Source organism: Jatrophihabitans endophyticus, assembly GCF_900129455.1.
In the GTDB taxonomy this organism is placed as follows: Bacteria; Actinomycetota; Actinomycetes; order Mycobacteriales; family Jatrophihabitantaceae; genus Jatrophihabitans; species Jatrophihabitans endophyticus.
The window spans coordinates 126,534-145,039 of record NZ_FQVU01000003.1; the positions used below are offsets into that span (position 1 = coordinate 126,534).

An 18,506-nucleotide genomic window follows, 5' to 3' on the forward strand; every position below is an offset into this window, starting at 1 on the left:
TTGCGGTCCGTCACGCCAAGTCCACCCGTTCAGTGCACAAGTGTCAACCGAAAGGGTGACGCCGGTCTCGCCGCGAGTGCAGAGTTCCCACCCAATAGGCTCCCCGTAACACGACTCGCGAGCGGACGGAGACCCCAATGTCGCACTCGACCAAGTACGTGTACGACTTCGCCGAAGGCAGCAAGGACATGAAGGACCTGCTGGGTGGCAAGGGCGCCAACCTGGCCGAGATGACGAACCTCGGCCTGCCGGTCCCACCGGGGTTCACCATCACCACCGAGGCCTGCCAGGCGTTCCTGAAGAGCGGCCACGAGCCCGAGGAGCTCGCCGACGAGGTCTCCGAGCACCTCGCCGCGCTCGAACGGGTCATGGGCAAGACGCTGGGCCAGTCCGACGACCCGCTGCTCGTCTCCGTCCGCTCCGGCGCGAAGTTCTCGATGCCCGGGATGATGGAGACCGTCCTCAACATCGGGCTGAACGACCAGTCGGTGCGCGGGCTGGCCAAGCAGGCGGCCAACGAACGCTTCGCGTTCGACTCCTACCGCCGGCTGATCCAGATGTTCGGCAAGACGGTGCTGGGCATCGACGGCGAGCACTTCGACGACGCGCTCGAGGACGCCAAGCGGGCCCGGGGCAGCGAGTCCGACCTCGACCTCGACGCCGACGACCTGCGCAAGCTGGTCGAGACGTTCAAGGAGGTCGTGGTCGAGCGGGCGGGCCGCGCGTTCCCGCAGGACCCCCGCGAGCAGATGGACCTCGCGGTCCGCGCGGTGTTCGAGTCCTGGAACACCGAGCGTGCGGTGATCTACCGGCGTCAGGAGCGCATCCCGGCCGAGCTCGGCACCGCCGTGAACGTGTGCTCCATGGTGTTCGGCAACCTGGACATGGAGTCCGGGACGGGCGTCGCCTTCACGCGCGACCCGGCCAGCGGCGCGCAGGGCATATACGGCGACTACCTGCAGAACGCCCAGGGCGAGGACGTCGTGGCCGGCATCCGCAACACCGTGCCGCTGGCCGACCTCGAGGAGCTCGACAAGTCCTCCTACGACGAGCTGCTGCAGATCATGCAGACGCTCGAGCAGCACTACCAGGACCTCTGCGACATCGAGTTCACCATCGAGCGCGGCAAGCTGTGGATGCTGCAGACCCGGGTGGGCAAGCGCACCGCGGCGGCCGCCTTCCGCATCGCCGTCCAGCTCGTCGACCAGGGCCTGATCGACATGGACGAGGCCGTCGCGCGCGTCACCGGCGCGCAGCTCGCGCAGCTGATGTTCCCGCGCTTCGACGCCGACGCCCGCAAGTCGGCCATCGGCAAGGGCATGAACGCCTCGCCCGGCGCCGCCGTGGGCAAGGTCGTCTTCGACTCCTACACCGCCGTGAAGTGGTCCCGCTCGGGCGAGGACGTCATCCTCGTGCGCCGCGAGACCAACCCCGACGACCTCAACGGCATGATCGCCGCGCGCGGCATCCTCACCTCGCGCGGCGGCAAGACGAGCCACGCCGCCGTCGTCGCGCGCGGCATGGGCAAGACCTGCGTGTGCGGTGCCGAGTCGCTCGACGTCGACACCAAGCGCCGCGTGATCCGCACCCGCAAGGGTGACGAGATCAAGGAGGGTGACGTCATCTCGATCGACGGCACCTCCGGCGAGGTCTTCCTCGGCGAGGTGCCGGTCGTCGACTCGCCCGTGGTGCGCTACTTCGAGGACGGGACGGTCGACGAGGGCGACGACCTCGTCGTGGCCGTGGACCGCGTCATGCGCCACGCGGACGGAGCGCGTCGCATGTCGGTGCGCGCCAACGCCGACACCGCCGACGACGCTGCCCGTGCGCGCCGGTTCGGCGCGCAGGGCATCGGGCTGTGCCGCACCGAGCACATGTTCCTCGGCGACCGCCGCACCCTCGTCGAGCGGCTGATCCTGGCCGACACCGACGACGAGCGGGAGAAGCAGCTCGGCGAGCTGCTGCCGCTGCAGCGCGAGGACTTCGTCGGCATCCTCGAGGCCATGGACGGCCTGCCCGTCACCATCCGGCTGCTCGACCCGCCGCTGCACGAGTTCCTGCCCGACATCACCGAGCTGTCGGTGCGGGTCGCGGTGGCCGAGGCCCGCGGCGAGCCCCGCGAGAACGACCTGCGGATGCTGCAGGCGGTGCACAAGCTGCACGAGCAGAACCCCATGCTGGGGCTGCGGGGCGTGCGGCTCGGCGTGGTGATCCCCGGGCTGTTCGAGATGCAGTCGCGCGCGATCCTCGAGGCCGCCGCGCAGCGGATCCAGGCCGGCGGGGTCCCGCGGGTCGAGATCATGGTGCCGCTGGTCGCGAACGTGCAGGAGTTCGAGACCGTGAAGCAGGCCATCATCCAGGTGGCTCGCGAGGTGCGCACCGAGACCGGCGTCCACCTCGAGTTCCTCGTCGGCACGATGATCGAGCTGCCCCGCGCGGCCATGACCGCCGACCAGATCGCCGAGGCCGCCGAGTTCTTCTCCTTCGGCACCAACGACCTGACCCAGACGACGTGGGGCTTCTCCCGCGACGACGTCGAGGCCGCGTTCTTCTCCGCCTACCTGGAGAAGGGCATCTTCGGCGTCAGCCCGTTCGAGTCGTTGGACGTCGAGGGCGTCGGCGAGCTCGTCCGCATCGCGACCGAGAAGGGCCGCTCGCGCCGCCCGGGCCTCAAGCTCGGCGTCTGCGGCGAGCACGGCGGCGACCCGGACTCCGTGCACTTCTTCGACCGGGTCGGGCTCGACTACGTCTCGTGCTCGCCCTTCCGCGTCCCCGTCGCGCGGCTCGAGGCCGGCCGCGGCGACCGGACCTGACCTCGCCGCTCGACTGGCGACCTCTCCGCTCGACTGGCGACTTCCCGTCCGACTGGCGAGCTACAGCTCGCCAGTCGGCGTAGAGGTCGCCAGTCGACCCGCGGAGTCGCCAGTCAGTCCCAGGCGGTGACGACCGCGGCGATGTCGTCCGCGCCGTGGCCGCGCTCCGACGCCTGCGCGAAGACGCGGGCGAGCGCGTCGGCGAGCGTGGTGTCGACGCCCGCGTCGGCGGCGGCGCCGGCGACGAGCGCGATGTCCTTGCGCAGGCCGTCCAGCGCGAAGGACGGGGTCCAGTCCCGCGCGAGCATGGCGCCACCCTTGAGCTGGGCGTAGGGGGAGTTGACCGGGCCGCCGTCGATCGCCTGCAGGAACAGCGACGGGTCGACCCCGAGGCCGCGCGCCAGGGCGACCGACTGCGCGGTGGCGGCGGTGATGGTCGCGAGCCAGGCGTTGCACGCCAGCTTGAGCGCGCTGCCGTCGCCGAGCCGCTCGCCCGCGACGACGGTCCTGGCGCCGATCGCCTCGAGCAGCGGGCGTACCCGGTCGATCGCGGCGGGGTCGCCGGACACCAGCGGGACGAGCGTGCCCTGCTCGGCCGGCTGCTTCGTGCCCAGCACCGGGGCGTCCAGCAGCGTGGCGTCACCCGCCGCGGCGGCGATGCGGCCGATACCGCCGGGGCCGACGGTGGCCGCCTGCAGCCAGACCGCCCCGCCGTCGAGCGCCGCGACCAGCTCGGCGGTGACCGCGAGCACCGCGTCGGTGTCGTACAGCATGGTGATCACGGCGTCGGCGGCCGAGACCGCCTCGGTCACCGAGCCGGCGACGGTGATGCCGTCCGCGGCCAGTGGTCGGGCCCGCTCCGCCGTGCGGTTCCACACCGTCACGTCCAGCCCCTCGCGCCGGGCCGAGCGCGCCATGCCGGCGCCCATCGTCCCGGTCCCCAGCACCGCAACGCGCATCGTTGCCACCCCGATCCCGACGAGTAGTTTGTAGCCGTGTTCCTGCGCCGCTTCCGCTCCGAGCTGTCCGTCGATCGCGGGGCGAAGCGCGCGGAACGCAGCGGCTCCACCGAGGTGCTACCCACGGTGCCGCTGCTGCAGCAGCTGCTCGACGAGTTCGGTCTCACCCACTCCCTCGACGGCGACGGCGACCTGCTCGTCCGCTGGGAGAAGTGCAGCCTGTACTTCTTCTTCTACGGCGAGCAGGACGAGGTGCTACAAGCACGGCTGTACCTCAATCGCAGGTTCAGTGTCGACGATCGTGGATCGTTGAGTCTGCTGCTCGACGAGTGGAACCGGACGCGGCTGTTCGGCAAGGCGTACACGATCCTGCCCGACGACGGCATGGTGGCGATCTGTGCCGAGGAGTGCCACGACTTCGAGGGTTCCACCCGCTCCCAGCTCAAGTTCACCGTCGCCACCTGGATCGATTCGCTGCTGCGCTTCGCCGACTGGGTGGACGACCAGGTCTGAGTCGGAGCACAGCCGTGGACAGCGGGTACGGGCCGGCCGACCGCGCCCGCCGGGTGGAGGAGCCGCCCAAGCGGGCCGGGGCCCAGCGCGGCGCGGTCGACCGGGACGACTTCGCCCGCGATCGCGCCCGCGTGCTGCACTCGTACGCGTTCCGCCGGCTGGCCGACAAGACGCAGGTCGTGGTCCCGGGCGAGGACGACTTCCCGCGCACCCGGCTGACGCATTCGCTGGAGGTCGCGCAGATCGGCCGGGAGATCGCGGCCGCGCTCGGCTGCGACCCCGACATCGTCGACACCGCCGGGCTGGCGCACGACATCGGCCACCCGCCGTTCGGCCACAACGGCGAGACGGCCCTCGACGAGGTGGCGGGGGAGTGCGGCGGCTTCGAGGGCAACGCCCAGACGCTGCGCGTGCTGACCCGTCTCGAGGCCAAGACGTTGGACGCGGCGGGTCGCCCGGCCGGGCTCAATCTCACCCGCGCCACCCTCGACGCCACCTGCAAGTACCCGTGGGCACGGCGGCCCGAGGGGGGCAAGTTCGGCGTCTACGGCGACGACCGCGCGGCGTTCGGCTGGGTGCGCGGCGAGGGCGGCGGCGAGCGACGCTGCCTGGAGGCGCAGGTGATGGACTGGGCCGACGACGTCGCGTACTCGGTCCACGACGTCGAGGACGGCATCCACGCCGGCCAGGTGCGGCTGGCCGAGCTGGACGACGCCGAGCGCGAGGTGCTCTGCCGCATCGCGGCGAGCGACTACTCGACCCGCCGTCCGGAGCAGCTGGCGCCGGTGCTCGACGAGCTGCTCGCGCTGCCGACACTGCGCGACCTCGCCGACTACGACGGCACGCACCGGGCGCAGGCGGCGGCCAAGCGGGCGGCGAGCGAGCTCACGGGCCGGTTCTCGGTCGCCGCCGTCGAGGCCACCCGGGCCGTCCACGGCCACGAGCGGCTGCGCCGCTACGACGCCGACCTCGTCGTCCCCGACCGGGTCGCGGCCGAGTGCGCGCTGCTCAAGGCGGTCGCGGTGCACTACGTCATGCGCCGCCCGGGTGCGGTGCAGCGCCAGGCCGGCCAGCGGCGGCTGCTCGCCGAGCTCGTCAGCGCCCTCCTCGACGGCGCGCCGGGCAGCCTCGACCGCGGCCTCGCGCCGCGCTGGCAGGCGGCCGGCACGGCCGCCGACCGGCTGCGCGTCGTCGTCGACCAGGTCGCGCAGCTCACCGACTCCTCCGCCGTCGCCTGGCACGAACGGCTGGTCCGGCCGCGGCACACCGGCGTCCGACCGGCTCTCTAGAATCGACGACGTGGCAGGGCGAATCCGGGACGAGGACATCGCCGCCGTCCGCGAGAAGTCGCCCATCGACGAGGTCATCGGCGAGCACATCCAGCTGCGCAACGCCGGCGGCGGCAACCTCAAGGGGCTGTGCCCGTTCCACGACGAGAAGAGCCCGTCGTTCAACGTCACGCCGTCGAGGGGGCTCTACCACTGTTTCGGCTGCCAGGCCGGCGGTGACGTCATCCGCTTCGTGCAGGACATCGAGCACGTCGACTTCGGCGAGGCCGTCGAGCAGCTCGCCACGCGGGCCGGCATCCAGCTGCGCTACACCGAGGGCGGCGGTCCCGGGCCGGGGCACAACCGCGGGCAGCGCGCTCGGCTGATCGAGGCGCACGCCGCGGCGGTCGAGTTCTACGCCGAGCAGCTGCGCGGGGCCGAGGCCGCGCCGGCGCGCGAGTTCCTCGCCGCCCGGGGCTTCTCGGCCCTGGACGCCGCCCGCTACGGCTGCGGGTTCGCGCCGTCGGGGTGGGACGCGCTCACCCGGCACCTGCTGGCCCGCACGTTCACCCCGCAGGAGCTCACGCTCGCCGGGTTGTCCCGCGAGGGTGGTCGGGGCGGGCTCATCGACCGGTTCCACCGCCGGCTGCTGTGGCCGATCCGCGAGGTCAACGGCGACGTCGTCGGATTCGGCGCGCGGCGCCTCTTCGACGACGATCGCATCGAGGCCAAGTACCTCAACACCCCCGAGACCCCGATCTACAAGAAGAGTCAGCTGCTCTACGGCGTCGACCTCGCCAAGAAGGAGATCGCCCGCAAGCACCAGGCGGTCATCGTCGAGGGCTACACCGACGTCATGGCATGCCATCTGGCGGGCGTCACCACCGCGGTCGCCACGTGCGGCACCGCCTTCGGCAACGAGCACGTGTCGGTCGTCCGGCGGCTGCTGATGGACTCCGACACCTTCACCGGCGAGGTCATCTTCACCTTCGACGGGGACTCCGCCGGGATGAAGGCGGCCGAGCGGGCCTTCGCCGACGACCAGAAGTTCATGGCGCAGACGTTCGTCGCGATCGAGGCCACCGGCCTCGACCCCTGCGACCTGCGGCTCAAGTCCGGCGACGCCGCGGTGCTCGACCTCGTCGCGCGCCGCATCCCGCTGGTGGAGTTCGTGCTGCGTGCCACCACCGGTCGTTTCGACCTCGACACCGCCGAGGGACGCACCGCGGCACTCGACCGCGGCGTCCCGCTCGTCGCACGGATCAAGGACCACGGTCTGCGCGACGAGTACGCCCGCCGGCTCAGCGGCCTCGTCGGCACCGACGACCCGATGCGGGTGGTCACTCGGGTGCGCGGGTTGGTGCGCTCCGACGACCGGCGCGCCGGGGCCGAGGCTCGGCCCGCTCCCGCGCCGGCCGCCCCCGCCCAGGTCGACGAGTCGGTCGCCGCGGTCGAGCGGCAGGCCCTGCAGGTCGCCCTGCAGCTGCCGACGGTCGCCGGCCCCGAGTTCGACGCGCTCGCCCCCGAGGCCTTCCTCACCGAGCGCTACCGGCGGGTGTTCGAGGCGATCGTGGCCGCGGGCGGGGTGGGCAGCGGCCTCACCGGCCTGGCGTGGATCGACGCGGTCACCCGCAGCGCCCCCGACGAGCACATCCGCAGCGGTATCGGCGCGCTGGCCGTGGCGCCGCTGCGCTCCGGCGAGGAGGCCCGCGAGCGCTTCGCCGGCGGCATCGTGGCGCGCATGCTCAGTAACGTCACCGGCCGGCAGATCCACGCGGTGAAGGGCAAGCTGCAGCGGACGAATCCGCAGGACGAACCGGACGCGTACGCCCGCATGTTCGGCGAGCTGATCGCGCTCGAGTCCTACCACCGCGGTCTGCGCGAGCGCGCGATCGGGAACGCCTGATGCCGCTGTTCGGCCGTCGCGAGCGGCCCCCGGCCGACGTCGTCGCCGCGCTCGACGGCGACGAGCGGGTCGTGTCGTGGGCGGACGCGGGTGACGACGTGGTCGTCGCCACGACGCTCGGGGTGTGGTGGCCCGACCCGGCGGGCCGGCGTCGCATCGCCTGGGACCGCATCGACAAGGCCGTCTGGCACGACAACGTGCTGTCGGTGACCGAGGCCGACGTCGAGGACGACGCGGTGCTGGTGGACCGTCCCGCCGTCCACGCCAGGATCACCGTCCCGCGTGACCTGCCGCCGACGGTGCGCAAGCGCGTGGAGCAGAACATCGTGCGCACCGAGCTGGTGAGCGTCACCGGTGGCGCGGTGCGGTTCGTCGCCCGGCGGCTGCCCGGCCGCGACGGCATCACGTGGTGGGCGCGGCTCGAACCCGGCACCCCGGACACCGAGCGGGTGCGCTCGGCCGTGCGGGCGCGGCTGGCGATCCTGCGCGCGGGCTAGCGGCGTTCCGCGGCTGCGGGGCTCAGGGGCGGGCCCGGTGCGACGAGCGGGCGGGCGGGCCGCCGAGGCGCGTGGCGACGGCCTCCTTCGCGCGCTGCACCCGCTGGTCGACGTTGGCCTGCACGACCCCCGCCGTCGCCTGCACCGTCTGGCTGCCGCTGACGCGTCGGGCCGCGCGCACGATCGACTCGTAGCGGTCGCGGCCCGCCCGGGCGCCCAGGGTGTAGCCGATCGCGGCGTACACCAGGTTCGACAGCTTCACGACTCGCTCCGTTTCCTTGCCCGTCGCCGCCAACCCTAGCCCGCGGTCGGTGGGCGCCGTGGGTTATCCTCGTCCGGTCGCCCTGTGCGGCCGCGTGAGCGATCTCCCGTAGCTCAATTGGCAGAGCATTCGACTGTTAATCGAAGGGTTACTGGTTCGAGTCCAGTCGGGAGAGCAAGAAGGCCCCGGGCGACCGGGGCCTTTCGCTTTTCGCGTGGGGACAGTCACGCCGGTGTCGCACCGCGTTCCGGTGCCTGCCGCCCCGGCGCGGCGCCGACGTGTGCACCAGAGCACGCGCCGGCACCGCGTGGGGCCGCGGTCAGCCGTGCTTGCGACAGGCCTGCAGCGTCTCGTTCTGCTTGCAGGCCGACGAGTACGCCTCCAGGCGGTAGTAGCCGTCCGGTGGGATCGCGTAGCAGTTGCCGGTCGTCGTGCCCTTGTAGCTCCCACCACCCGTGGCGTACTCCTTCATGTCCGCCACGCACGCGGACTTGGTCTTGTACGTCTTGCCGCTCTCGTGCCAGCAGTCCGCGTTGCCGACCCAGACCGGTTTGCAGAAGCCGTTCTTGTCGACACCGTGATTCGCCGGCGGTGCGGCGGATGCGAGCGGAGCGGTCGCCAGCCCCGCGACGCCGACCAGCACTGCCGTGACGGCGCCGAGTTTGGCGGTCGAAAAAATGGTCATCGAGGTCCCTCCCAAGGCCTTGATGGTCTCCCGGGCTGCCCGGGGTGCAAAGACCGTACACCCTTGCCGAACGGGCATACTTGGGGACGGCGCTCGTGACGAGCGATCCGGACGAGGCACGCCGTACCCGGCCAGGACAAGACGGTGTCGATGGAGACCGTCATGTACGACACCGTCCAGATCGTCGGCTCGCTGCTCATCCTCGGCGCCTTCGTCGCCGCTCTGCTCGGCCGGGTGGCGCAGTCCGGCTACGGCTACCTCGCCGTCAACGCGGCGGGATCGGCGGTGTTGACGGTGACCGCCGTGATCAGCCGCGAGTGGGGCTTCATCCTCCTCGAGGGCGTGTGGGCCCTGGTGTCGCTGTACTCGCTGGTCCGTAAGGCGGCCGGACGTCCGGTCGCCGGCGCTCACTGACGGACTCGCGAGGGATCGGGCGGCGCCCTGCCGGATCATGAGGTAGGCTAATGAGGTACCTCATCATTGCGTACCTCATGATGAGGTACTTCCGATCCGAACCGTGAGGGGTGGCGTCGATGACGCGGCAGACACCGATCGAGGTGGGTCAGCTCTACTTCGAGCTGTTCCACCGGATCCGTCGCCTCGTCGACCACGAGATGAGCGAGGCGGGGCTGTCGCTGTCGCGGACCAAGGTGCTCGGCGTGCTCGCCGAGCAGGGTCCGGTCAAGCAGGCGGCGGTGGCGACCTGCCTCGGCTTCGCGCCCCGTTCGGTGACCGACACCCTCGACGCCCTGGAGCGCGAGGGCCTGGCCACCCGCAGCCCCGACCCACGTGACCGGCGAGCCTGGCTCGTCGAGATCACGCCGGCCGGTGCCGTCGCCCTCGAACGCGCGGTCGCGGTGAAGAAGAAGGCAATGACCACGATCTTCGGCGGGCTGAACCGTGCCGAACGCGAGCAGCTCGCCACGCTGCTCGCCGGCATCTCCGCCCGGCTCGACTCTCACCTGGAAGCAGCACATGACAAGTAGCCCCACCCTGGCCGACCGCAAGGCGGCCGACGCCCGACGTCCCGACCATCGCTGGTTGATCCTGGTCGTCGTCTCCATCGCGCAACTGATGGTGGTTCTCGACGCGACGGTGGTGAACATCGCGCTGCCGTCCGCGCAGGCCGATCTCGGTTTCGCCGACGGGCAGCGGCAGTGGATCGTCACCGCCTACGCCCTGGCCTTCGGCAGCCTGCTGCTCTTCGGCGGCCGGGTCGGCGACATGTTCGGCCGCAAACGGGTCTTCCTCGGCGGCCTGGTCGCGTTCGCGCTGGCCTCGGCGATCGGGGGAGCCGCGCCGTCGTTCGGCGTCCTCGTCACGGCCCGCGCTTTGCAGGGCGTCGCGGGCGCGATGCTCGCTCCCGCCGCGCTGTCCACTCTCGTCACGACCTTCCGCGAGCCCCACGAGCGGGGCCGGGCCTTCGGCGTCTTCGGCACCGTGGCCGTCGGCGGAGGCGCGGTCGGCCTGATCCTCGGCGGCATCCTGACCGAGTACCTCTCGTGGCGCTGGGTCATGTACGTCAACGTGCTGTTCGCCGCAGCGGCCGGCATCGGCGCCGTCGTCTACATGGTCCACGAGCGGCCCGCGGTCCGCGCCCGTATCGACGTGGTCGGCACCGTCCTCGCGTCCGCCGGCCTGTTCGGCCTCGTCTTCGGGTTCTCGCACGCCGAGAGCGCCGGCTGGACGTCGGGCGTCACCGTCGCCTCACTCGTCCTCGGCGTGGTGCTGCTGGTGGGCTTCGCGTTCGCCGAGCAGCACGTCGGTACCCCGCTGCTGCCGCTGCGGGTGGTCGCCGACCGCTCCCGTGCGGTCGCGTTCGCGGCGGTCGCCGTCGCCGGTCTGGCGATGTTCGGACTGTTCCTCTTCCTCACCTACTACCTGCAGCAGGTCAAGGGCTTCAGCCCGGTGATGTCCGGTCTCGCGTTCCTGCCGATGATCGGCTGCGTGATGATCAGCTCCAACCTGTCCAACATCGTCACGCTGCCGCGCTTCGGGCCGCGGGTCGTCATCACGATCGGCATGGTCGTCGGCTCGCTCGCGCTGCTCTACCTGAGCCGGTTGGACGTGAGCTCGAGCTACGCCGCCGGCGTCCTGCCGTCGCTCATCTTCATGGGCTTCGCCATGGGCATGGTGATGGCCCCGTCCATGAACACGGCCACCGCCGGTGTCCAGCCGCAGGACTCCGGTGTCGCGTCCGCGCTCGTCAGCACCATGCAGCAGGTCGGCGGCTCCATCGGCACCGCGGTGCTGAGCACGATCGTCGCCTCGGTGACGACGAGCTACGCCGACACGCACCGGTCGCTGGGCGCGGCGGTGGCTGCGCAGGCACAGACGCACGGCTACACCGTCGCGTTCGCGATCAGCGCCGGGACGTTCGCGGCCGGGGCGATCATGGGCGTGCTGCTCTTCCCGTCCAAGCGGCGGCTGGCCGAGCTGCGGGCCGTCACCGCGGACGCCGCGCACCGCGCGACCGCGACCTCCGAGCCGGTGGCCGTCGGCGCCGAGCGCTGAGCCGCCGGCGGCGGTGAGCGCGCACCGACGAGCCACCCCACCGCCACCGCGCGTGCGACAGGCGCGCGCGGTGGCGGTGGGTCTCGCCGTGCTGCTCGTGACGACGGGCGTGCTGCACTTCGTGGCACCGGACGGCTTCGAGCGGATCGTGCCGCGCTTTCTCGGAGCGCCGCGCTTCTGGGTGGCGAGCAGCGGCGTCGCCGAGCTCGGGTGCGCCGCCGGGCTGCTGTACCAGGCCACCATGCGGTCGGCCGGGTGGGCCTGCGTGGCGCTCTTCGTGGCCGTCTTCCCCGCCAACATCGCCATGGCGGTGAACGCGCTGCACGGTGACGGCAGCGTCGTCGTCGCCCTGGCCCGGCTGCCACTGCAGGTGCCGCTCGTCGTGCTGGCCGCGTTCGTCGGCCGGCACGCCCGCCGCCGGAGCTGACCCGGCCGCCGGATCGGACGTCGCGCACCGGTTAGGTCGGCCGGACGCGGGGATACGGTGTAAGCATCAGCTCGGAGCGCAGGAAGATCGGCCCTTTCGCGGCGCTCGTGCGCACCGGATCGCCCACCCGAAGGCACGAACGATGACCATGGACCGGTTCGGCGCCGGGAGCGCGCCCCCCGACCTGGAGGTCGGCGATCGCGTGGTCGCGCTGCACCATCTCGGGCGGCTGTTCCGCGCCCCGGTGCGGCGCGGCACGAGCGGCACGGTGGTCGAGCGCGACGCCGAGGGAACGCTGCGGGTCGCCTTCGTCGGCGGTCGGGTCCTCCTGCTCGACCCCCGGGACGTCGCCGCGCCGGGCGGTCCGTCCGCCGCTGCCTCGTGACGTCCCCGGTGCGCGAGGCCGACCCGACATGAGCCGACCCGGGCGTCGCCGCGTCGGGGTGCTGGACCTGCCGTGGATCCTGATGGAGGCGCGTCATCCGATGCACGTCGCGGGCGTCCTCGTGTGCCGCCTCCCGGCGGACGCGTCGGCGAGTTTCGTCCCCGACCTGGTGCGCACGATGAAGCGGACCGCCCCGAGCGAGCCGTTCGACCGCCGGCTGCACCGTCGCGGCCTGGGGCGGGTCTGGCCGTGGTGGGAATCCGTGGCGCAGGTGGAGCTGGACGAGCACGTCCGCATCGACGCCCTCGACCGTCCCGGCACCGATCGCGAGCTCGCCGCCCTGGTGTCGCAGTTCCACGGCGAGCCGCTCGCGCTCACCCGGCCGCCGTGGCAGCTGCGCTTCGTCACCGGCCTCGACGAGCGTCGCTTCGCGATCTACGCCAAGTTCCACCACGCACTGGTCGACGGCGTCGGGGCGACTCGCATCCTGCTGTCGGCGCTCTCCGCCGATCCCATGGATCGCGGTCGGCCGCCGTTCTGGGCGCCCGAGGCCGGGGACGGCCACGCCGCGTCCCGGGGCGGCGAGCGACCACGGGTCGGCCACCTGCTCGGCGCCGCGCGATCCGCCGGGCGGGAACTCCTCGGCGCAGGCACGGCGGCCTACCGGGCGCCGCGGACGATCCTCAACCCCGCGATCGGCGCACGGCGGCAGGTGACCACCATGACCGTGGACATCGCACGGCTGCGTCGGGTCGCCGGCGCGATCGGCGGCACGATCAACGACGTGTACCTCACCGCGTGCAGCAGTGCGTTGCGGCGCTACCTCGATGACGCCGGCGCGCTCCCGCACTCGCCGGTGGTCGCCGCGGTGCCGGTGTCCGTCCGTGCGCCCGACGGTGACCGCGCCGGCAACGCCATCACGTTCGCGTTCGTCCCGCTGCCGACCGACGTCGAGGGCGCGGCGAACCGGGCGGCGGCGACGATCGCCGCGACGACGATCGCGAAGGCCGATCTCGCGACGGTGCCCCGGCCGGCGATGGCGGCGTACACGGTGCTGACGATGGCGCCGGTCATCGCCGCCCAGGTCCTCGGCCTCGGCGCGCGGGCGAGACCGATGTTCAACCTGGCGGTGTCGAACGTTCCCGGCCCCTCGGACACCCAGTTCTACAACGGCGTGGAGCTGCTGGGAATCCATCCGGTGTCGCTGTTGCAGGCCGGGCAGGCCCTGAACGTGACCGCGCTGTCGTGCGGCGGCCGACTGCACATCACGTTCACCGCGAGCCCCGATGCGCTGGCCGGGACGCACCGGTTGGCGCACTACGTGACGGACGCGCTGGACGAGCTCGAGGACGCGCACGAGGGGCCCGACACCCCCGCCCGGCCCGCGCGCTGACATCCGCCGCCGGCGGAGGCCGGGCCCGCTGATTCGTCGCCCTGGCCGGATCGCGCCGTCGACGCCGGTGCGGCAGACTGCAGCCATGTCGCATGCGGGAGGGACGCTGCGGGAGCGCGCCGAGCGGCGGCGCAGGTGGATCTCGGCTCCGACGGGCGCATGCATCGCGGCCGGCATCATCCTGGCACCGAAGTTCTTCACGCCGTCCGGCTCCGTGGACGGCGTCATGGCGGTGCTCGACGTGGTCGTGTTCGTACTCGTGTACGTCGGGATGCAGGCACTGCTCGCGCGTCGCCCGTCACCGCCCGATCGAGGTCCGACGCTGTGGTCGGCGCCGTTGCTGCAGGGGCTGACCCGCTCCCGTCGACGGGCCGCGCGTCGGGCCGTCCGCCGGGCGGAGCCCAGCGCCGACCCGGAGCTGCGCGAGGCCGAGCTGGACACCGCCGTGCGACTCGTCCGCGCCGGGCGATGGGCGCCGGCGGTGACCCCGGTCCTCGGCCTGGGGTTCTGCCTGTTCGCGGTCACCGCCGACCTCACCGGCGTCGGTCGCGCCGCGTTCCTCGGCGTCGCCGCGCTCGCGATCGGCAGCGGAGTCTGGGCGGCCTACCAGCGCCCGCGGGCGCGGTGTTATCTCGACCGCGACGCGGCCGCCCGCGGGGCCGGGTCGGCTCAGGACGGCGGCGCGGCGAAGTAGTGCCCCTGCTCGAGATCGGCGAGCAGGCCGGGACCGGTGGGCCGCCAGCCGAACCGCGCGCGGGTGAGCTCGCTCGACGTCGCGAGGTCGGCGGCGAAGAACTGCCCCATCCAGTCGAAATGGGCGCCCGCCTCCTCGGCAGGGACGGACGTCACCGGGACGCCCAGCCCGCGGCCGATCGTCTCGGCGATCGCCCTGGTCGCGATGCCCTGCTCGGCGACGGCGTGGACGATGGAACCGGCCGGCGCGGACTCGGTGGCCAGGGCGACCAGTCGGCCGGCGTCGGAGCGATGGACGGCGGGCCAGACGTTCGTGCCGTCGCCGACGTACGCCGAGACGCCCTTCGCGCGAGCCGTGGCGACGAGCACCGGGACGAAGCCGTAGTCGCCCGCGCCGTGCACCGTCGGGGCGAAGCGGACGACGCAGGAACGGACGCCGCGTTCGGCGAGCGCGAGGGCGGCCGCGGCGTTGACGAGGCGCGGGTGGCCGTCGTGCGCCGGCCGGTCGTCCTCGGTCGCGACCGTGCCGCTCGCCAGACCGGCGACGCCGGAGGCGATGAGCAGCGGCCGGTCGGTCCCGGCCAGCACCTCGCCGAAGGCCTCGATCGCCTGCGAGTCGGTGCGCGCGGCGTCGGCCATGCGCGAGAAGTCGTGGTTGTAGGCGAGGTGGACGACGGCGTCGGCCGCGGCCGCGCCGTCGCGCAGGCCGGCCGGGTCGTCGATGCTGCCGCGGCGCACCTCGGCGCCGAGCTCGGCGATCCGCGCCGCCGCGGCGTCGGAGCGGGCGAGGCCGACGACCTCGTGGCCGCGGGCGAGCAGCTCGGTGGTGGCGGCGGAGCCGATCCATCCCGACGCACCGGTGACGAAGACGCGCATGACAGACCTCCAGGTCGGTGAGGGCCCGCGCCGGTCGCGAGCCATGTCAGTCCCTGACATCGACTCTAGCAAAGTCATGTCAGTGTCTGTCATCGCCTAGGATCGGGCCATGGGACGGTGGGAGCCGAACGCGCGCGAGCGCCTCGCCGGCGCCGCGCTCGAGCTGTACGCCGAGCACGGCTTCGACAAGACGACGGTCGCCGAGATCGCCCAGCGCGCCGGGCTCACCGAACGGACCTTCTTCCGTCACTTCGCCGACAAGCGCGAGGTGCTCTTCGGCGGCCAGGAGGACTTCAACCGGGCGTTCGTCGCCGGCGTCGCGGCCGCGCCCGCCGGGGCCGCCCCGCTCGACGCCGTCGCCGTCGCGCTCGCCGCCGCGCCCACCGTGCTGCCCGAGACCCGCCGGCCGCACGCCCGCGCCCGCGCGCTCGTCATCGCGCGCGACCCTGCGCTGCGCGAACGCGAACTGATCAAGCTGGCGAGCCTGTCGAGCGTGATCGCAGCGGCGTTGCGCGAGCGCGGGGTCGCCGAGCCGGCCGCGAGCCTGACCGCCGAGGCCGGCGTCGCCGTGTTCAAGGTGGCCTTCGCGCGTTGGGTCGCCGAGCCCGACCCCGCCGACACGGGTGACATCGCCGATCTCGCCGGGCTGCTGCGCGACGCGCTGGCCGAGCTCAGGGCAGTGATGGCCGGCGGCACGTCCGGCTGAGCGTCACGCGCGCAGCACCGCGATCTCTCCGGGACGGACGACCCGCACCACGTCGGCCAGCCCGCGCCGGCCCGTCTCGGCCAGGAACGCCGCGAGCGGCGAGCGGAAGACGCCGTAGTCGTCGTTGTGCACGGGCACGGCGACCCCCGGTCGGCACAGCTCCTGCAGGTCCGCGCCCTGCCGGGCGTCCATCGTCACCACGAGGCCGCCGGGCAGCGTCGTGCCGCCCAGGTGCAGCACCGCGACGTCGATGTCGGGGAAACGCTCGGGGATCGTGCGCAGCTCGTCGACGAACACGGTGTCGCCGCTGATGTAGGTGCGCAGCGTCGAGCCGTCCGGCGCGGTGTGGTCCAGGACGCTGCCCATGACCGGTGGGAGCAGCAGGCCGGCGACGCCGGTGCCGTGCCGGCCGGGGGTCGCGGTGACGGTGAGGACGTGCCCGTCACGCACGAGATGGGTCGCGCCCCAGGTCGGCAGCGCCTGTGCGGCGTGGAAGCCCTGTCGCAGCAGGGCCCGCGCGGCCTTCGGCGTCGTCACGATCGGCAGGTCGCGCGGCAGGCCTCGGCGCGCGACGCGATCCCAGTGGTCACCGTGCAGGTGCGACAGCACGACCGCGTCCAGGTGCGGCAGCTGCGGGATCGACAGTGCCGGTTCGGTGCGCCGCGTCGACCACAGCCCGTGACCGAGGTAGGCGCGCTGCCCGCGGTGCAGGAAGTTCGGGTCGGTGAGCAGCGTGAACGGCCCGATCCGCAGCACCGTGGTGGCTGTTCCGACGAACTGCAGGGACATGCGGCTGGCGGTCATGACTTCCCCGGGGCGTCACCGGCGCGCCCGCGGTTCGGATCCTGCCTCACCGCCGCGGTACCCGGACCGCGCTCGCGGGTACCTGGCCGGTGGAGCACGACGTCGGCGAACATCTCCGGCGACGACACCGAGAGGGTCGCCGATGACGGTCGACCGTGGCCAGTGGACGTTGCTCGAGGCCCAGCCGGGCAAGGGCGACGTGCTGGCCGAGTTCCTGCGCGAGTGCCACGGGCTCGCCGCGTCGGAGACCGGGACGGTCGCGTGGCTCGCGCTGCGGCTGTCCGAGACCACGTTCGGCCTGCTCGCGACCTTCCAGGGCGAGCCGGCGCGGCGGGTGCACCTCGCCGGCGCGATCCCGGCCGGCATCGCCCACGCGGCGGGCGAGCTGCTCGCCGGTGAGCCCGACAGCCGTCCCGTCGACATCCTCGGCGCGACCTGATCCACCACCACCCACCGGACCACCGTGTCCGCCACCGAAGGAGCCACCATGCGTGCACTCGTCTACCACGGCCCGAAGAACGTCGCGGTCGAGAACGTCCCCGACGCCCGGATCGAGAAGCCGACCGACGCGCTCGTCAGGATCACCACGACCAACATCTGCGGCAGCGACCTGCACATGTACGAGGGGCGCACCGACGTCGAGGAGGGCAAGGTCCTCGGCCACGAGAACATGGGCGAGGTCATCGAGGTCGGCGACGGCGTCGACCGGGTGAAGGTCGGCGACGTGGTCGTCCTGCCCTTCAACATCGGCTGCGGCTTCTGCAAGAACTGCGAGAACGGCTACACCGGCTTCTGCCTGACCGCCAATCCCGGCAGCGCCGGCGCCGCCTACGGCTACGCGTCGATGGGTCCGTACAGCGGCGGCCAGGCCGAACTGCTGCGGGTGCCCTACGCCGACTGGAACGCGCTCGTCCTGCCCGAGGACGCCCGGGAGAAGGAGAAGGACTACGTCATGCTGTCCGACATCCTGCCCACCGGCTACCACGGCACGGAGCTGGCGCGGGTCGGGATCGGCGAGTCCGTCGTCGTCTGGGGAGCCGGGCCGGTCGGCCTGATGGCCGCGATGTCGGCCGGCCTGCGCGGTGCCAACCAGGTCTTCGTCGTCGACCGGCAGCCCGACCGGCTGCGGCTCGCCGAGACGATCGGTGCGACGCCGATCGACGACAGCGCGGGGGACGCGGTGCAGCAGATCCTCGACGCCACCCGCGGCGAGGGGGCCGACAAGGGGGTCGAGGCGGTCGGCTACCAGGCCCACGACCACACCGGCGAGGAGCGCCCCGGGCTGACCGTCAACAGCCTGATCGAGGCCGTCCGCCCCACCGGGCGCATCGGCGTCGTCGGGGTGTTCGTCCCGGCGGATCCGAACTCCGGCGACGACCTCGCGCAGGAGGGCAAGTTCGGCATGGACTTCGGCACGTTCTTCTTCAAGGGCCAGACCATGGGGACGGGTCAGGCGAACGTCAAGCAGTACAACCGCCAACTGCGCAACCTGATCCACCGCGACAAGCTCAACCCGGGGCTGATCGTGTCGCACGAGCTGGGCCTCGACGAGGCGGCGGAGGGCTACCGCCGCTTCGACGACCGCGAGGACGGCTGGACGAAGGTGCTGCTGCACCCGTGAGTGGGTACAGCCCTGGCATGAGCGAGGAGCGCACCGGCGGCACCGACAGCACTGCCGACACCGGCTACAACGACGACACCGGCAAGGCCGACCCGCAGGTCAGCCCGAACAAGCCCGGAGACGATCCGCGTGAGGACGTCCCCGACGAGAAGTCGCGCGTCCCGCGCTGAGCGCAGGCGGGCGT

Annotated in this window: 21 protein-coding genes, 1 tRNA gene and 1 riboswitch; of the genes, 17 read left to right on the forward strand and 5 right to left on the reverse strand. The window is 72.6% G+C overall.

The genetic code is table 11. The annotated features are described in order from the left end of the window. Positions 1 to 137: 137 nt before the first annotated feature. Positions 138 to 2,813, forward strand: a complete 2,676-nt coding sequence (ppdK, locus tag BUE29_RS10690) for a pyruvate, phosphate dikinase (protein WP_073389934.1) — start codon at positions 138 to 140, stop codon at positions 2,811 to 2,813. A gap of 113 nt (positions 2,814 to 2,926) precedes the next feature. Here ppdK and BUE29_RS10695 read toward each other — a convergent pair whose 3' ends face one another. Further along, the gene (locus BUE29_RS10695) at positions 2,927 to 3,847 is read right to left on the reverse strand and encodes an NAD(P)-dependent oxidoreductase (protein ID WP_327077579.1); all 921 of its coding nucleotides are present in this window, start codon (positions 3,845 to 3,847) and stop codon (positions 2,927 to 2,929) included. Between BUE29_RS10695 and BUE29_RS10700 the strand changes: the two genes are divergently transcribed. Genes BUE29_RS10700 through BUE29_RS10715 form a run of 4 tightly spaced genes read left to right on the forward strand, consistent with a single transcriptional unit; the run spans position 3,809 to position 7,956 of the window. Then, positions 3,809 to 4,285, forward strand: coding sequence for a YbjN domain-containing protein (locus BUE29_RS10700; RefSeq protein WP_073389940.1), 477 nt, complete (start codon positions 3,809 to 3,811; stop codon positions 4,283 to 4,285). The two genes, BUE29_RS10695 and BUE29_RS10700, sit on opposite strands and share 39 nt — an antisense overlap. 14 nt (positions 4,286 to 4,299) lie before the next feature. Continuing rightward, a complete protein-coding gene (locus tag BUE29_RS10705; RefSeq protein WP_073389943.1) occupies positions 4,300 to 5,574 on the forward strand; it encodes a deoxyguanosinetriphosphate triphosphohydrolase in 1,275 nt (424 codons plus the stop codon). 10 nt (positions 5,575 to 5,584) lie between these two features. After that, entirely contained in the window at positions 5,585 to 7,459 is a 1,875-nt protein-coding gene (gene dnaG / locus BUE29_RS10710) for a DNA primase (RefSeq protein ID WP_073389946.1), read from the forward strand. Next, positions 7,459 to 7,956 carry a hypothetical protein gene (locus tag BUE29_RS10715; protein WP_073389949.1) on the forward strand — a complete coding sequence of 166 codons (498 nt, stop codon included), beginning with the start codon at positions 7,459 to 7,461 and terminating at the stop codon, positions 7,954 to 7,956. Before dnaG ends, BUE29_RS10715 begins: the two co-directional genes overlap by 1 nt. Before the next feature lie 22 nt (positions 7,957 to 7,978). Here BUE29_RS10715 and BUE29_RS10720 read toward each other — a convergent pair whose 3' ends face one another. Beyond that, positions 7,979 to 8,218: a hypothetical protein gene (locus tag BUE29_RS10720; protein ID WP_143168126.1), complete on the reverse strand. Its 240-nt coding sequence runs from the start codon at positions 8,216 to 8,218 to the stop codon at positions 7,979 to 7,981. 102 nt (positions 8,219 to 8,320) lie between these two features. On the opposite strand from BUE29_RS10720, the gene BUE29_RS10725 reads away from it, so the two are divergent. Then, positions 8,321 to 8,393: transfer RNA gene (locus tag BUE29_RS10725), tRNA-Asn, on the forward strand. Between the two features lie 144 nt (positions 8,394 to 8,537). Here the strand turns inward: BUE29_RS10725 and BUE29_RS10730 are convergent. Continuing rightward, the gene (locus tag BUE29_RS10730) at positions 8,538 to 8,903 is read right to left on the reverse strand and encodes a hypothetical protein (RefSeq protein ID WP_143168127.1); all 366 of its coding nucleotides are present in this window, start codon (positions 8,901 to 8,903) and stop codon (positions 8,538 to 8,540) included. An 85-nt stretch (positions 8,904 to 8,988) separates the two neighbouring features. Continuing rightward, a riboswitch (guanidine-III (ykkC-III) riboswitch) is annotated at positions 8,989 to 9,054 on the forward strand. Positions 9,055 to 9,065: 11 nt separating this feature from the next. On the opposite strand from BUE29_RS10730, the gene BUE29_RS10735 reads away from it, so the two are divergent. The 7 genes from BUE29_RS10735 (at position 9,066) to BUE29_RS10765 (ending at position 14,316) form a co-directional block, all read left to right on the forward strand. Continuing rightward, on the forward strand, positions 9,066 to 9,317 hold the full coding sequence (locus tag BUE29_RS10735; protein ID WP_073391061.1) for a CBU_0592 family membrane protein: 252 nt from the start codon (positions 9,066 to 9,068) through the stop codon (positions 9,315 to 9,317). A gap of 119 nt (positions 9,318 to 9,436) precedes the next feature. Continuing rightward, the gene (locus tag BUE29_RS10740; protein WP_073391062.1) at positions 9,437 to 9,889 is read left to right on the forward strand and encodes a MarR family winged helix-turn-helix transcriptional regulator; all 453 of its coding nucleotides are present in this window, start codon (positions 9,437 to 9,439) and stop codon (positions 9,887 to 9,889) included. Next, on the forward strand, positions 9,879 to 11,417 hold the full coding sequence (locus tag BUE29_RS10745; protein WP_084180956.1) for an MFS transporter: 1,539 nt from the start codon (positions 9,879 to 9,881) through the stop codon (positions 11,415 to 11,417). The genes BUE29_RS10740 and BUE29_RS10745 overlap by 11 nt, the downstream gene beginning before the upstream one ends. Positions 11,418 to 11,469: 52 nt before the next feature. Next, the gene (locus BUE29_RS10750) at positions 11,470 to 11,844 is read left to right on the forward strand and encodes a DoxX family protein (protein WP_073389958.1); all 375 of its coding nucleotides are present in this window, start codon (positions 11,470 to 11,472) and stop codon (positions 11,842 to 11,844) included. A gap of 142 nt (positions 11,845 to 11,986) precedes the next feature. Further along, positions 11,987 to 12,229: a hypothetical protein gene (locus tag BUE29_RS10755; RefSeq protein WP_143168128.1), complete on the forward strand. Its 243-nt coding sequence runs from the start codon at positions 11,987 to 11,989 to the stop codon at positions 12,227 to 12,229. A 28-nt stretch (positions 12,230 to 12,257) separates the two neighbouring features. After that, positions 12,258 to 13,622 (forward strand): wax ester/triacylglycerol synthase family O-acyltransferase, encoded by a 1,365-nt coding sequence (locus BUE29_RS10760; RefSeq protein WP_084180957.1) that lies wholly within the window; start codon positions 12,258 to 12,260, stop codon positions 13,620 to 13,622. Between the two features lie 85 nt (positions 13,623 to 13,707). After that, complete coding sequence (locus tag BUE29_RS10765; RefSeq protein WP_073389968.1) at positions 13,708 to 14,316, forward strand: hypothetical protein; 609 nt, start codon at positions 13,708 to 13,710, stop codon at positions 14,314 to 14,316. Here BUE29_RS10765 and BUE29_RS10770 read toward each other — a convergent pair. Then, positions 14,292 to 15,191: an SDR family oxidoreductase gene (locus tag BUE29_RS10770; RefSeq protein WP_073389971.1), complete on the reverse strand. Its 900-nt coding sequence runs from the start codon at positions 15,189 to 15,191 to the stop codon at positions 14,292 to 14,294. The two genes, BUE29_RS10765 and BUE29_RS10770, sit on opposite strands and share 25 nt — an antisense overlap. Positions 15,192 to 15,300: 109 nt before the next feature. Between BUE29_RS10770 and BUE29_RS10775 the strand changes: the two genes are divergently transcribed. Then, positions 15,301 to 15,897 carry a TetR family transcriptional regulator gene (locus BUE29_RS10775; RefSeq protein WP_073389974.1) on the forward strand — a complete coding sequence of 199 codons (597 nt, stop codon included), beginning with the start codon at positions 15,301 to 15,303 and terminating at the stop codon, positions 15,895 to 15,897. Positions 15,898 to 15,900: 3 nt separating this feature from the next. Here the strand turns inward: BUE29_RS10775 and BUE29_RS10780 are convergent, their stop codons facing one another. Further along, the gene (locus BUE29_RS10780; RefSeq protein WP_073389977.1) at positions 15,901 to 16,701 is read right to left on the reverse strand and encodes an MBL fold metallo-hydrolase; all 801 of its coding nucleotides are present in this window, start codon (positions 16,699 to 16,701) and stop codon (positions 15,901 to 15,903) included. Positions 16,702 to 16,843: 142 nt separating this feature from the next. Here BUE29_RS10780 and BUE29_RS10785 point away from each other — a divergent pair, with 142 nt between their 5' ends. Genes BUE29_RS10785 through BUE29_RS22490 form a run of 3 tightly spaced genes read left to right on the forward strand, consistent with a single transcriptional unit; the run spans position 16,844 to position 18,492 of the window. Next, positions 16,844 to 17,140, forward strand: a complete 297-nt coding sequence (locus BUE29_RS10785) for a putative quinol monooxygenase (RefSeq protein ID WP_073389980.1) — start codon at positions 16,844 to 16,846, stop codon at positions 17,138 to 17,140. 48 nt (positions 17,141 to 17,188) lie between these two features. Further along, positions 17,189 to 18,322 carry a glutathione-independent formaldehyde dehydrogenase gene (locus BUE29_RS10790; RefSeq protein ID WP_073389983.1) on the forward strand — a complete coding sequence of 378 codons (1,134 nt, stop codon included), beginning with the start codon at positions 17,189 to 17,191 and terminating at the stop codon, positions 18,320 to 18,322. Between the two features lie 17 nt (positions 18,323 to 18,339). Continuing rightward, entirely contained in the window at positions 18,340 to 18,492 is a 153-nt protein-coding gene (locus tag BUE29_RS22490; protein WP_159440863.1) for a hypothetical protein, read from the forward strand. The last annotated feature ends 14 nt before the right edge of the window (positions 18,493 to 18,506 follow it).

Excerpts from the sequence above, each read along its gene's own strand:
- BUE29_RS10760 (WP_084180957.1), top strand. The coding sequence starts at position 12,258 with ATGAGCCGACCCGGGCGTCGCCGCGTCGGGGTGCTGGACCTGCCGTGG.
- ppdK (WP_073389934.1), top strand. The coding sequence starts at position 138 with ATGTCGCACTCGACCAAGTACGTGTACGACTTCGCCGAAGGCAGCAAG.
- BUE29_RS22490 (WP_159440863.1), top strand. The coding sequence starts at position 18,340 with ATGAGCGAGGAGCGCACCGGCGGCACCGACAGCACTGCCGACACCGGC.
- BUE29_RS10755 (WP_143168128.1), top strand. The coding sequence starts at position 11,987 with ATGACCATGGACCGGTTCGGCGCCGGGAGCGCGCCCCCCGACCTGGAG.
- BUE29_RS10785 (WP_073389980.1), top strand. The coding sequence starts at position 16,844 with ATGACGGTCGACCGTGGCCAGTGGACGTTGCTCGAGGCCCAGCCGGGC.
- BUE29_RS10780 (WP_073389977.1), bottom strand. The coding sequence starts at position 16,701 with ATGACCGCCAGCCGCATGTCCCTGCAGTTCGTCGGAACAGCCACCACG.
- BUE29_RS10715 (WP_073389949.1), top strand. The coding sequence starts at position 7,459 with ATGCCGCTGTTCGGCCGTCGCGAGCGGCCCCCGGCCGACGTCGTCGCC.
- BUE29_RS10765 (WP_073389968.1), top strand. The coding sequence starts at position 13,708 with ATGTCGCATGCGGGAGGGACGCTGCGGGAGCGCGCCGAGCGGCGGCGC.
- BUE29_RS10735 (WP_073391061.1), top strand. The coding sequence starts at position 9,066 with ATGTACGACACCGTCCAGATCGTCGGCTCGCTGCTCATCCTCGGCGCC.
- BUE29_RS10775 (WP_073389974.1), top strand. The coding sequence starts at position 15,301 with ATGGGACGGTGGGAGCCGAACGCGCGCGAGCGCCTCGCCGGCGCCGCG.
- BUE29_RS10730 (WP_143168127.1), bottom strand. The coding sequence starts at position 8,903 with ATGACCATTTTTTCGACCGCCAAACTCGGCGCCGTCACGGCAGTGCTG.
- BUE29_RS10740 (WP_073391062.1), top strand. The coding sequence starts at position 9,437 with ATGACGCGGCAGACACCGATCGAGGTGGGTCAGCTCTACTTCGAGCTG.
- BUE29_RS10790 (WP_073389983.1), top strand. The coding sequence starts at position 17,189 with ATGCGTGCACTCGTCTACCACGGCCCGAAGAACGTCGCGGTCGAGAAC.
- BUE29_RS10770 (WP_073389971.1), bottom strand. The coding sequence starts at position 15,191 with ATGCGCGTCTTCGTCACCGGTGCGTCGGGATGGATCGGCTCCGCCGCC.
- BUE29_RS10745 (WP_084180956.1), top strand. The coding sequence starts at position 9,879 with ATGACAAGTAGCCCCACCCTGGCCGACCGCAAGGCGGCCGACGCCCGA.